Source organism: Actinoplanes regularis, from assembly GCF_900188005.1.
GTDB lineage: Bacteria > Actinomycetota > Actinomycetes > Mycobacteriales > Micromonosporaceae > Actinoplanes > Actinoplanes regularis.
On the sequence record NZ_FZNR01000001.1, the window covers coordinates 1,102,335 to 1,114,604 of the forward strand.

At 70.2% G+C, this 12,270-nt stretch carries 10 protein-coding genes and 1 tRNA gene; 2 read left to right on the forward strand and 9 right to left on the reverse strand.

All coding sequences use genetic code 11. From position 1 onward, the window contains the following. Nucleotides 1-345: 345 nt before the first annotated feature. The 3 genes from CHC09_RS04805 to CHC09_RS04815 all read right to left on the reverse strand — a co-directional run bounded on the left by CHC09_RS04805 (nt 346) and on the right by CHC09_RS04815 (nt 3,033). Nucleotides 346-1,326: a ribose-phosphate diphosphokinase gene (locus tag CHC09_RS04805; protein WP_089291669.1), complete on the reverse strand. Its 981-nt coding sequence runs from the start codon at nt 1,324-1,326 to the stop codon at nt 346-348. 111 nt (nt 1,327-1,437) lie between these two features. Next, entirely contained in the window at nt 1,438-2,880 is a 1,443-nt protein-coding gene (glmU, locus tag CHC09_RS04810; protein WP_089291670.1) for a bifunctional UDP-N-acetylglucosamine diphosphorylase/glucosamine-1-phosphate N-acetyltransferase GlmU, read from the reverse strand. 82 nt (nt 2,881-2,962) lie between these two features. Then, a tRNA-Gln gene (locus CHC09_RS04815) sits at nt 2,963-3,033 on the reverse strand. A 182-nt stretch (nt 3,034-3,215) separates the two neighbouring features. Here CHC09_RS04815 and CHC09_RS04820 point away from each other — a divergent pair. Further along, nucleotides 3,216-3,896, forward strand: coding sequence for a TetR family transcriptional regulator (locus CHC09_RS04820; protein WP_089291671.1), 681 nt, complete (start codon nt 3,216-3,218; stop codon nt 3,894-3,896). Between the two features lie 43 nt (nt 3,897-3,939). Here the strand turns inward: CHC09_RS04820 and CHC09_RS04825 are convergent, their stop codons facing one another. From CHC09_RS04825 to CHC09_RS04845, 5 genes are all read right to left on the reverse strand, one after another. Continuing rightward, nucleotides 3,940-4,401, reverse strand: coding sequence for a DUF4383 domain-containing protein (locus tag CHC09_RS04825; RefSeq protein WP_089291865.1), 462 nt, complete (start codon nt 4,399-4,401; stop codon nt 3,940-3,942). 79 nt (nt 4,402-4,480) lie between these two features. After that, nucleotides 4,481-6,271, reverse strand: coding sequence for an ABC-F family ATP-binding cassette domain-containing protein (locus CHC09_RS04830; RefSeq protein WP_089291672.1), 1,791 nt, complete (start codon nt 6,269-6,271; stop codon nt 4,481-4,483). Nucleotides 6,272-6,279: 8 nt separating this feature from the next. Then, nucleotides 6,280-7,227, reverse strand: coding sequence for a 4-(cytidine 5'-diphospho)-2-C-methyl-D-erythritol kinase (locus CHC09_RS04835; RefSeq protein WP_089291673.1), 948 nt, complete (start codon nt 7,225-7,227; stop codon nt 6,280-6,282). 94 nt (nt 7,228-7,321) lie between these two features. Next, nucleotides 7,322-8,209, reverse strand: a complete 888-nt coding sequence (rsmA, locus tag CHC09_RS04840) for a 16S rRNA (adenine(1518)-N(6)/adenine(1519)-N(6))-dimethyltransferase RsmA (RefSeq protein ID WP_089291674.1) — start codon at nt 8,207-8,209, stop codon at nt 7,322-7,324. A gap of 81 nt (nt 8,210-8,290) precedes the next feature. Beyond that, entirely contained in the window at nt 8,291-9,220 is a 930-nt protein-coding gene (locus tag CHC09_RS04845; RefSeq protein WP_089291675.1) for a TatD family hydrolase, read from the reverse strand. Between the two features lie 70 nt (nt 9,221-9,290). Between CHC09_RS04845 and CHC09_RS04850 the strand changes: the two genes are divergently transcribed. Then, nucleotides 9,291-10,325: a hypothetical protein gene (locus CHC09_RS04850; RefSeq protein WP_089291676.1), complete on the forward strand. Its 1,035-nt coding sequence runs from the start codon at nt 9,291-9,293 to the stop codon at nt 10,323-10,325. Nucleotides 10,326-10,376: 51 nt separating this feature from the next. Here the strand turns inward: CHC09_RS04850 and metG are convergent, their stop codons facing one another. Further along, entirely contained in the window at nt 10,377-12,176 is a 1,800-nt protein-coding gene (metG, locus tag CHC09_RS04855) for a methionine--tRNA ligase (protein WP_089291677.1), read from the reverse strand. Nucleotides 12,177-12,270 lie beyond the last annotated feature (94 nt).

Consider the following 12,270-nt stretch of genomic DNA (forward strand, 5'->3'; position numbering starts at 1 on the left):
CTGCGGCTGCGGCATTCCGGCAGTACTTCGGTGGTGATCAACGACGGCGTTGAAGCCGTCGCCGGCGCTGCCGGGCAAGGGGGCGCGCTGGGCACAGGCCCGGAGCACCGCGTCGATCACGGAGCCTCGAGCGGACTGCGAACCTCAGCAGACCGCGGGGCACCCTCGCCGTGGCAACCGTACTAGCTTACCTGCCACGAACGGGTGCGAGTCAGCGGGTCCGGCACGCTCGCGGCGAATACGTTGGAATCACCCGGGGATCGCCACACCGGGCACCGGGAAAACACATGCGAGGGCGCCCGCCACCGGCCATAACCGACGACGGACGCCCTCACCCCTCGTGAATCAGCTCAAACCACCGAAGAGGGTGGTCACCGACCCGTCGTCGAACACCTCACGGATCGCCCGCGCCAACAACGGCGCGATGGAAAGCACAGTGATCTTGTCCAGCTGCTTCTCCGGCGCCAGCGGCAACGTGTTCGTCACCACCAGCTCCGAGATCCGGCTGTTCTTCAACCGCTCCGTCGCCGGGTCCGACAGCAGGGCGTGCGTCGAGGCCACGATCACGTCCGCCGCGCCCTCGTCGAACAGGATGTCCGCGGCCTTGGCGATCGTGCCACCGGTGTCGATCATGTCGTCGACGATCAGGCAGACCCGGCCCTCGACCTCGCCCACCACGCGGTTCGCGACAACCTGGTTCGGCTTCAACGGGTCCCGGGTCTTGTGGATGAACGCCAGCGGGCAACCGCCCAGCCGGTCGGTCCACCGCTCCGCCACCCGCACGCGGCCCGAGTCCGGCGCCACCACGGTCATCGGCCGGCCGACGAACTTCTTCTCGACGTACTCCGCCAGGATGTCCATCGCGAACAGGTGATCCACCGGGCCGTCGAAGAAGCCCTGGATCTGCGCGGTGTGTAGGTCCACCGTCAGGATGCGGTTCGCACCGGCGGTCTTCAGCAGGTCCGCCACCAGGCGGGCCGAGATCGGCTCCCGGCCGCGGTGCTTCTTGTCCTGCCGCGCGTACGGGTAGAACGGCAGCACCACGGTGATGCGCTTCGCCGACCCGCGCTTCAACGCGTCGATCATGATCAGGGTCTCCATGACCCAGCGGTTCACGCCTTCGGTCACCGACTGCACAACGAAGGCGTCCGAGCCTCGCACCGACTCCTTGAACCGAACGAAGATCTCACCGTTGGCGAACTCGTACGAGTCCGCCGGGGTCGGCGCCACACCGAGCACCTGACCGATCTCCTCAGCCAGTTCCGGGAAGCCCCGGCCGGTGAAGAGCATCAAACTCTTACGGTTCTCCGCGACGATGCTGCCCATCGGATCGCTGCTCCCGTTGGATTAGGGGGTGGTTTCCCGTGAAGTATCCCTGGCGGTCACGTAACCGCCATGTTTCCGAGGCACTACGTGGGATGACTCACCCCCGCTGGATCACTCCTGCTCAGGGGTGATATTCCGGGCCCGCTCCGCAGCCTCCGCCGACACCGTCCCGGGCCGCTTCATCGCCACCCAGCCCTCGATGTTGCGCTGCTGTGCCCGCGTCACCCCGAGATTGCCCGCGGGAACATCCTTCACCACCGCCGAGCCCGCCGCGACGTAAGCGCCCGGCCCGATCTCCACCGGCGCGATCAGCACCGAGTCCGACCCGACGAACGCCGCCTCACCCACCACGGTCCGGCTCTTCCGCACCCCGTCGTAGTTCGCGAAGATCGTGCCGGCGCCGATGTTCGCGTTCGCCCCGACCTCCGCGTCACCCACGTACGACAGGTGCGGCACCTTGGCGCCCTCACCCAGCTCGGCGTTCTTCGTCTCCACGAACCCGCCGACCTTCGCCTTCCGCGCCAGCCTGGTGCCCGGGCGCAGGTACGAGAACGGGCCCACGGAGGCCGCAGGGCCGATCACGGCGCCGATCGCGTGCGTACGCAGAACCGTCGCACCCTCCGCCACCACCGTGTCCACCAGAGTGGAATCCGGGCCCACCACCGCGCCCCGCGCCACCGACGAGGTGCCGGAGATCTGACAGTTCTGATCAACCACCGCGTCCGGCTCCAGCGTCGCTGTCACATCGATCCACGTCGTCGCCGGGTCCAGCAGCAGCACACCCGCCCGCATCCAGGCGTCGTTGACCCGGTCCCGCATCAGCACCCGCAGCCGGGACAGCTCCGCCCGGTCGTTGCAGCCCAGCGTCTCGTACGCGAACTCGGCCACCTCGACCGCCACCGGGTGACCCTGGCCCGCCAGGATCCCGAAGACGTCGGTCAGGTACTCCTCGCCCTGCGCGTTGTCGGTCGACAGCTTGCCCAGCGCGTCCCGCAGCAGCACCGCGTCGAACGCGTAGATGCCCGAGTTGATCTCACGGATCGCCAGCTCCGCCGCGGACGCGTCCTTCGCCTCGACGATGCGCTCCAGGTTCCCCGAGCCGTCCCGGACCACCCGGCCCAGCCCGCCCGGCTGGTCCACCTCGGCGCTCAGCACGGTCGCCGCGGCACCGGCGCGCTCGTGCGCCGCCAGCAGTGCCTCCACCGTCTCCGGGCGCAACAGCGGCACATCCCCGCTGAGCACCACCACGGTCCCGGTCAGCTCCGGCGCGGCGTCCAGCGCGATCCGCACCGCGTGCCCGGTGCCGTTCTGCTCCGCCTGCAGGACCGGCGTCGCCTCCGGCGCTGCCCCGGCGAGGAAGGCACCGACCTCATCGGCCTTGTGCCCGACCACGACCAGGGTGCGGTCGGTCTTGATCGCCGCGGAGACGGCCAGCACGTGACCGAGCAGGGTGCGCCCCAGCAGGGGCTGCAGAACCTTGGGCGTCGCGGATTTCATCCGCTTCCCCTCACCGGCGGCGAGGACGACGACGGTACGGCTGGGGACCTGGCTCACGCGCAACTCCAAAGTTGGCAGTAGGCAAATATCGATGGTCGATACGGCCGGCACCGGGCCGGCCGCAGACTCAGATGTAGAGCTCCCGGAGGAGGACTCGAACCCCCATAAACGGCACCAAAAGCCGTGGTCCTGCCATTAGACGATCCGGGATCAATTTCGGACATTCCCTCTCGGTCGTGTCCACGGGTCACATGATAGCGAACCGACCTCGATCTTCACTCGTGCGATCCCCGTTCGAGCGGCGGCGAAGTCGATACGTCACGACATCTCCCATGCCGCCTCACCGATGCTTCCGGTCCGCCGCCCCGCCCCCGCTCCGCCCGCCTGGCAGGATGACCCGGGTGACCGAGGAGCCCGAGTCCCCGCACCCCCGCCGGGCCCGCCCCGCCCCCTCCACCCGGGTGCGGATGTCCGCCGCCCAGCGCCGCGAGCAGTTGATCACCATTGGCCGCCAGCTCTTCGCCGAACGGGGCTACGACGGCACCAGCGTCGAGGAGGTCGCGGCACGGTCGAAGGTGTCGAAACCGGTGGTCTACGAGCACTTCGGCGGCAAGGAGGGCCTCTACGCGGTCGTCGTGGACCGGGAGGTGCGCGCGCTGCTGGAGCGGATAACCGCCGCGCTGACCGCCGGTGATCCGCGGGAGTTGCTGGAGCAGGCGGCGCTGGCGCTGCTGGACTACATCGAGGCGGAGCCGCACGGATTCCAGGTGCTGACCGCACGGCAGGCGCCCGTGCTGGCTCCGGCGGGCACGTTCTCGACCGTGATGAACGACGTGGCGCACCAGGTGGAACACATCCTGGGCGCCGAGTTCCGGGTCCGGGACCTGGATCCGAAGCTGGCCGAGCTGTATTCGCAGGCGCTGGTGGGGATGGTCGCGCTGGTGGGTCAGTGGTGGCGGGAGGCGCGGAAGCCGAAGAAGGAGACGGTGGCCGCGCACCTGGTGAATCTGGCCTGGAACGGCCTCTCGCACCTGGAGGCGAGGCCGGGGTTGATCACCCGGAAAACGCGATGACCGCCACGCCTGACAGTGGCGGGGCGGTCATCGACAGCGGGTCTCAGGAGGCGCGGCCCTCGCGGACCTGACGCGGCGCGCCGGCCTCGGCGGCCGGGGCGACCTTGCTGTACAGCCCGATCGCGATCATCAGCAGGCCGACCAGGTAGGTGACGATCACGGTGGACATGCTGAAGCCGAAGAAGTTGGCGTCGGTCCGGATCGTGGCCATCGCGAAGCTGCCGACGACCAGCAGCGCCCAGCCGAGGTACTTGTTGACCACGACGTCGATGTTGCGGCCGATCGCGGCGCCGAGCAGCATCAGCGCACCGATGACGACCGAGATGATCGACCAGAGCATGTTGCTGCTCTGCCCGAGCACGCGGTCGCCGGTGTGCCCGGTGAAGCTGTCACCGGCGGTCGTGGCGAAACCGATGATGCCGAAGACCACCAGGTAAGCACCAGCGACAAAACCGGCCAAGCGGTACATAGGCCGAAGGGGGTGGTTGACCGGAATATGCGCCATGCTGTCCGTCTCCAAGGTCAGGTGTTGTCGTCCCGATTCTCGCGTATCCGCGACAAGCGGCGCAGGTACACCCCCCGGCTCAGTTTCCGGGCACCTGTTCGGCCAGTTCCAGCCAGGTCTGTTCGACCTGCTCCCGCTCCTGCCGGACACCCTTGAGCTGGGCTTCCAGCTCAACCAGTTTGTCGTAGTCGCTGCCGTGCTCGGCGAGACTTTCGTTGATCTTCGCCTCTTTCTCGGCGAGCTTGTCCATCTGACGTTCCATCCGGGCGAGATCCTTGCGAGCTTGGCGCAGATCACCCGCCGACAGGCCGGACCCGGCTTGCGGCGCCTGCGGTTCCGTCAGCGGTACGACCCCGGGGCTCTGCACGCGCGCCAGGTACTCGTCGATGCCGCCGGGCAGGTGCACGAGCCGGCCGTCGCCGAACATCCCGTAGACCACGTCGGTGACGCGCTCGACCAGGTAGCGGTCGTGGCTGGCGACGACCATGGTGCCCGGCCAGGAGTCCAGCAGGTCCTCCAGCGACGCGAGGGTGTCGGTGTCCAGGTCGTTGGTGGGCTCGTCGAGCAGCAGCACGTTCGGCTCCGTGGCGAGCAGCCGCAGCATCTGCAGCCGGCGCCGCTCACCGCCGGAGAGATCGCTGACCGGGGTCCAGATCCGCTTGTCGGTGAAGCCGAACACCTCGGCGAGCTGACCGGCCGAGAGCTCCCGGTCGCCGAGCTTGACCCGCTTGGCGACCTCCTCCACGGCCTCGAGCAGCCGCAGGTGCCCGGGCAGCTCCTTGAGCTCCTGGGAGAGGAAGGCGGGCCGCACGGTGGAGCCGGTGACCAGGCGTCCGCCGTCGGGTTTGGTGACGCCCGCGAGCATCCGCAGCAGGGTGGTCTTGCCGGCCCCGTTGGCGCCCAGGATGGCGATCCGGTCGCCGGGCCCGACCTGCCAGGTCAGGTCCTTGAAGATCGACTTGGGACCGGCGTCGAGGGTGACGCTCTCCAGGTCGTAGACCTGCTTGCCGAGCCGGGTGGTGGCCAGCCGCTGCAGGCTGACGGTGTCGCGGACCGGAGGGACGTCGGCGATCAGTTCGTTGGCCGCGTCGATCCGGAACTTGGGCTTGGAGGTGCGGGCCGGCGGGCCGCGCCGGAGCCAGGCGATCTCTTTGCGGAGCAGGTTCTGCCGGCGGGCCTCGACGGCGGCGGCGACCCGCTGCCGCTCGGCGCGGGTCAGGATCCAGGCGGCGTAGCCACCCTCGTAGGTGTGCACCTGCTCGTCCACGACCTCCCAGGTCATGGTGCAGACCGCGTCCAGGAACCACCGGTCGTGGGTGACCACGACGAGGGCGCCCTTCCGGGTGATCAGGTGCTTGGCGAGCCAGTCGACACCGGCCACGTCGAGGTGGTTGGTGGGCTCGTCGAGGATGAGCAGGTCGCTGTCGCGGACCAGGAGGGCGGCGAGCGCGACCCGGCGGCGTTCGCCACCGGACATCGGGCCGACCGGGGTGTCCAGGCCGAGATAACCCATGCCGAGGCCGTCGAGGATGGTGCGCACGCCGGCGTCGCCGGCCCACTCGTGCTCGGCGCCCATGCTCTGGGGCAACCAGGCGGTGCCGAGCACGACATCGCGCACGGTCGCCTCGGAGGCGAGCGCGAGGGTCTGCGGCAGAGCGGCGACACGCAGATCACGGCGGTGCGTCACCCGTCCCGAGTCCGGTTCCTCGGCTTTGGCGATCATCCGTAGGAGGGTGGACTTGCCGGCCCCATTAAGGCCGACGATGCCGACGCGGGCATCGTCGTCCAGGCCGAGCGAGACGTCGGTGAGCAGCTGACCGGCGGCGCCGTAACCCTTGTTGACCCGGTCCAGGTTGATGATGTTGGCCACGATGGGTTCTAGATTACCCGCGCTCCGGGCTGCGGTCCGCGTGCGGTGACCGCGGCCCGGCAGACCCCGGCGGCGGTCAGCCCTTCGGCGATCTTCTCCGCGTGGGCGGCGCCGGAGGCGAGGAAGACACAGGTGGGGCCGGAGCCGGAGACGAGACCGGCCAGGGCACCGGCTTCGGTGCCCGCCTTGAGCACGTCGGCAAGCTGCGGGCGCAGCGCGAGGGCGGCCGGTTGCAGGTCGTTGCCGAGGGCCGCGCCGAGCACCTCCGGATTGCGCTGACGCAGGGCGGACATCAGCTGGTCGGCGCTCTCCAGCGCGGGCGGCGGCCAGGAGCCGGCGCGCAGCGTGTCGAGCTCGCGGTAGACGGCCGGGGTGGCGAGGCCGCCGTCGGCGACGGCGACCACCCAGTGCCAGGCCGTCGGACGGGCCAGGATCGGGCTGACCGCCTCGCCGTGACCGGTCCCCAGGGCGGTGCCGCCGTAGAGCAGGAACGGCACGTCCGAGCCGAGCTGGGCGCCGACCTCGGCGAGCTCGTCGCGGGAGAAGCCGAGGCCCCAGAGCAGGTCGCAGGCGATCAGGGTGGCGGCCGCGTCGGCGCTGCCGCCCGCGAGACCACCGGCGAGCGGGATCGACTTCTTCAGGTGCAGTCTCGCGTGCGCCGGCACGCGGGCCCGGGCGGCCAGCGCACGGGCGGCCCGCACGATCAGATTCGTCTCGTCGAGGGCGAGCTGACCGGTGCCCTCCCCCTCCATGGTGAGCGTGAGGGTGTCGCCGTGCCGTGCGGTGATCTCGTCGAACAGGCTGATCGCGTGATAGACCGTGTTCAGCTCGTGGTAGCCGTCGGGCCGCAGCGGGCCGACTCCGAGGTGCAGATTGATCTTCGCCGGCACGCGAACCTTCACCGGGCCGTTGTGCGGACGAGGCTCGTCGTCGTCGGGACCCCACGCCTCGGTCACGGGGCGAGTTCCCGGATCGGCAGCCGGATCTCGAACGGCCTCGCCAGGATCACGGAATCAGGGGCCCACGCCGCACGACCGATCGGTTCGGCTGTCATGAGTCCACCTCCTCGGTCTGGGCGCCGGTTGGGCTGAGCTTACCGCCGCGCTCTGACGTTTTCGCCGCGGCGGCGATCGCCGCGAACTCGCCCACGGTCAGCGACTCGCCTCTGGCCTGGGGGTTCACCCCGGCGGCCTTGAGTACTTGTTCCGCGTTGGCCGCGCCGCCGGCCCACCCCGCGAGCGCGGCACGCAGCGTCTTGCGCCGCTGCGCGAACGCCGCGTCGACGACCGCGAAGACATCGGAGCGCGTCGCTCCGGCCGGCGGGTCGTGCCGGGTGAAGGCGACCAGGCCGGAGTCCACGTTGGGCACCGGCCAGAACACCGCCGGCGGCACCTTCCCGGCCGGTCTGGCGGCCGCGTACCAGGCCAGCTTGACCGACGGAATGCCGTACACCTTGGAGCCCGGACCGGCGACAAGGCGGTCGGCGACCTCCTTCTGCACCATCACCAGGCCGCCGCGCAGGGTCGGCAGCTCGGCGAGCAGGTGCAGGACCACCGGGACGGCCACGTTGTAGGGCAGGTTGGCGACGAGCATCGTGGGCGCCGGGTCGAACCGGTCGCCGGTGACCTTGAGCGCGTCGGCCGGGTGCACGGTGAGGTGCGCCGCGGCGACGGTCTCCGGCAGGGCGGCCGCCAGCGTCGGGTCGATCTCCACGGCGTGCACGTGCCGGACCGCACCGGCCAGCCCGAGGGTGAGCGAGCCGAGGCCGGGCCCGACCTCCAGCGCGACATCCTCCGGGCGCAGGCCCGCGGTGGCCACGATGCGCCGGATGGTGTTCGGGTCGTGCAGGAAGTTCTGGCCGAGCTTCTTGGTCGGCGCGACGCCGAGGCGCGCGGCGAGTTCCCGGATCTCCGCCGGGCCGAGCAGTCCGTCAGCCATGAGAGCAGCCTAGGCGGCCGACTACCGCGCCGCCCAGGCGGGCACGCCCAGCTCGCGAGCGAGGTGATCGAGCGCGCGAGCTCAGCTCCATGGACCGAAGACGCGCTCGCCGTTGGCGGAGATGCCGGCGCACAACTCGTCGACGTCGACACCGCGGGCCGCGGCCAGCGCCCGCACGGTGATCGGGATCAGGTAGGACGCGTTGGGCCGCCCGCGGTGCGGCGCGGGCGTCAGGTACGGCGCGTCGGTCTCCACCATCATCAGCTCGGGCGGGGTGATCGCGGCCGCCTCGCGCAGGTTCCCGGCGCTGGCGAAGGTGACCGTTCCGGCGAAACTGAGGAAATAGCCGCGGCGCACGCATTCTGCGGCGAATTCGGCGTCCCCGGAGAAGCAGTGCAGCACCACGGTGTCCGGCGCACCCTCGGAGTCGAGGATCCGCAGCACGTCGGCGTGCGCGTCACGATCGTGGATGATCAGCGCCTTGCCGTACCGCTTGGCGATCGCGATGTGTGCCCGGAAGCTGACCTCCTGCGCGGTCCGCCCCTCGTCCCCGGTGCGGAACGTGTCCATTCCGGTCTCGCCGATCCCGCGGACCCGGGGACGGGCGGCGAGCGCCTCGATCGCGCGCAGCGCCTCGTCCAGATCGGAGAGCCGGGGTGCCTCGTTCGGGTGAAGCGCGACCGCGGCGAGCACCGCGTCGTACCGGTCGGCCAGGTCTGCGCCCCATCGAGACGAGTCGACGTCGACCCCGACCTGGACCAGCCGGTCGACACCGTTCTTGGCGGCCGCGGTGATCAGCGCCTGGACCGGGTCGGCGGTCGGATCGACACCGCCCGGCACGCCGGCCTCCTGAATGGTCAGGTCCAGGTGGGTGTGGCTGTCGAAGACCGGCACCGCCAGGGGCTCCGGGGCGACCGGGAACTCGCCGGCCCGGCGGGCGGCTTTCGCCTGGCGCTTCTCCGAAGGTGTCGGCGATTTGCTTGACGGGGCAGTCGAACGCATGTGAGACATTGTGCACGTCGCATTTTCCGGTAACCGCCCGTTCACGAGATATCTACCAGGATCACTTAAATTCCCCGTCGTGACCGTGATCGGCGAGGATAGCCAGCTGGGCACCGACCCGCTCGAGCCTCCTCTGATGGCACCTTTGCGCCGCGACCTGACCTGGCAGCAAGTGCAGTCCATGAGCCAGTCCGCGGTGCACCGTGACGACCCCACCCTGCGCCGGATCCGGGAGACCGCGCTGATCCGGCGCGGCACCCGAATGACCAAGATCCTGTCTCCCGCCCAGGTCGCCGGGCATCTGGGCGGCTGGCTGCCCTACGGCTTCTGCTACCGCTCCTGCGATCTCGCCCACCTGACCCAGCCGGAGCAGCTCAACCTGCTGCGCACCGACGGCGCCGTCGATGGGCAGGTCGCGTTCGCCCTGCGCTGGCGGGCCACCGACCCGACCGACTACGAACTGCCGGCCGAACCGGCGCAGCCGGGCCTGGCCGTGCTGCCGGCCCACTCGCGGATCGGTGCGATGGTGCTGGGCACCGGCTTCACGCCGAGCACGGACGACCTGATCCCGGAGTACGTCACGGCCAGCTTCGCCGACCTGCCGATCCCGGCCAACGCCCAGTTGATGGCACACATCCCGGGCGGCGATGAGGTCGTGCTCTACACGTACCAGCCGGAACAGCACGGGTGGCTGCGGCTGGCCGGGCCCCGCTGGCGTGGCCTGCTCGACGAGCTTCCCGGCGTCAGCCCGGACCGGGAGTACGTGCCGTGCACCGCGTCCGGCACCGCCCGGCTGGTCGGCACCATAGACGGCAAGGAGTACGAGGCCGTCGCGGACCCGCCCGGCGAGTTCCGCGTCCGCGCGCTGACCCGTGCCGCCCGCTACCCGGTGCGGACACTGAGCCGGCGGGCCGAGCAGGCGCTGTGGCGTGGGGTGTCGTGCTGGGTGTTGCAGCGCGACGACACCTGGGCGCGGCTACGGCTGCTGCGGCCCGAGGTGGACTCGATCGGGGTGACCGGGGCGCGCTGCTACGAGCGTGGGGTCTACGAGGCCTGGGCGCCGATCGACGAGCTCACCGATCACCACATCGCGGACATCGCGTACCAGATCTGAAACCGAGAAGGCCCGGCGAGCGCCGGGCCTTTCTTCAGCGAACAGTACGGATCAGGACTCGCCCAGGCGGGCCAGCTCCTCCTCGACCACGGACGGCTCCAGCTTGCGGAAGACCGGCTTCGGCGCGCTCAGCGGTGTGCCGGCCACCAGCGGCACCGACTCCCAGCGCGCGCCGACCGTGTAGTCACCCATCAGCACCGGGTACGCCGGGCCACCGTCCAGGTCGTCGACCTCGACGATCTCCGGCATCGGGGCGTGCACCCCGGTGCCGCCGAGCAGCTCGAAGACCTTCTGCGCGGAATGCGGCAGGAACGGCGTGAGCAGCGTGTTCGCGTCGCTCACCACCTGCAGCGCCACGTGCAGGATCGTGCCCTGGCGCGGCTTCTCCGCATCCGACTTGAGCTTCCACGGGGCCTGCTCGGACAGGTACTTGTTGGCCTCGGCGACCACTCGCATCGCCTCGCCGATCGCGGCCTTCTGCCGGTGCTTGCCGATCAGCTCGCCGACCGTGGCGAACCCGGTCTTGGCGACCTCCAGCACGGCGAGGTCTTCCGGCGTCAGGTCGACGGCGGCCGGGATCTCACCGAAGTTCTTCGCCGCCATCGAGATCGACCGGTTGACCAGGTTGCCCCAGCCGGCCACCAGCTCGTCGTTGTTGCGCCGGACGAACTCGGCCCAGGTGAAGTCGGTGTCGTTGGACTCCGGGCCGGCCGCGGCGATGAAGTACCGCAGCGCGTCGGCGTCGTAGCGCTCCAGGAAGTCGCGCACGTAGATGACCACCCGGCGGGACGAGGAGAACTTCTTGCCCTCCATCGTCAGGTACTCACTGGAGACCACCTCGGTGGGCAGGTTCAGCTTGCCGAGCGCGCCGGCCTGGCCGCCCTTGTCGCCCTCACCGGAGTAGCCGAGCAGCAGCGCCGGCCAGATCACCGAGTGGAAGACGATGTTGTCCTTGCCCATGAAGTAGTAGCCGGACGCGTCCTTGCCCTGCGCGTCGGCCGACCACCACTGGCGCCACGCCTCCGGGTCGCCGGTGCGGCGGGCCCACTCGATCGACGCGGACAGGTAACCGATCACCGCGTCGAACCAGACGTAGATGCGCTTGTCGGCGCGGTCGCGCCAGCCGTCCAGCGGGATCGGCACGCCCCACTCCAGGTCCCGGGTGATCGCCCGGGGCTGCAGGTCGTCGAGCAGGTTGCGGGAGAACTTCAGGACGTTGGGCCGCCAGTTCTCCCGGCGGTCCAGCCAGCCGCCGATCGCCTCGGCGAAGGCCGGCAGGTCGAGGAAGAAGTGCTCGGTCTCGACGAACTGCGGGGTCTCCCCGTTGATCCGGGACCGCGGGTTGATCAGCTGCTCCGGGTCGAGCTGGTTGCCGCAGTTGTCGCACTGGTCGCCACGGGCGCCGTCGTAGCCGCAGATCGGGCAGGTGCCCTCGATGTAGCGGTCGGGCAGGGTCCGGCCGGTGGACGGGGAGATCGCGCCCAGCGTGGTGCGGGCCACGATGTACCCGTTCTGGTGCAGTCCCTCGAACAGCTGCTGCACCACGGCGTAGTGGTTGCGCGTGGTGGTGCGGGTGAACAGGTCGTAGCTGAGGCCGAGGCCGTGCAGGTCCTCCACGATCACCCGGTTGTACCGGTCGGCGAGCTCGCGCGGGGTCACCCCGTCGGCGTCCGCCTGGACCTGGATCGGGGTGCCGTGCTCGTCGGTGCCCGAGACCATGAGCACGTCGTGGCCGGCCATCCGCATGTACCGGCTGAAAACGTCGGAGGGCACCCCGAAGCCGGAAACATGACCGATGTGGCGCGGGCCGTTGGCGTAGGGCCAGGCAACCGCGGCGAGAACGTGACTCATGACGCCTAAGCGTAGTGACCCCCGCCGGGGTGCTGCGAACGGATTGCCCGGCGACCGATTTGTCCCGACACGCCCAATCATTGGCGGCCCCGGC

Bases quoted from the DNA above. Each gene is read 5' to 3' on its own strand.
- CHC09_RS04820 (WP_089291671.1), top strand. From the start codon at position 3,216: ATGACCCGGGTGACCGAGGAGCCCGAGTCCCCGCACCCCCGCCGGGCC.
- CHC09_RS04825 (WP_089291865.1), bottom strand. From the start codon at position 4,401: ATGGCGCATATTCCGGTCAACCACCCCCTTCGGCCTATGTACCGCTTG.
- CHC09_RS04805 (WP_089291669.1), bottom strand. From the start codon at position 1,326: ATGGGCAGCATCGTCGCGGAGAACCGTAAGAGTTTGATGCTCTTCACC.
- CHC09_RS04845 (WP_089291675.1), bottom strand. From the start codon at position 9,220: ATGTCTCACATGCGTTCGACTGCCCCGTCAAGCAAATCGCCGACACCT.
- rsmA (WP_089291674.1), bottom strand. From the start codon at position 8,209: ATGGCTGACGGACTGCTCGGCCCGGCGGAGATCCGGGAACTCGCCGCG.
- metG (WP_089291677.1), bottom strand. From the start codon at position 12,176: ATGAGTCACGTTCTCGCCGCGGTTGCCTGGCCCTACGCCAACGGCCCG.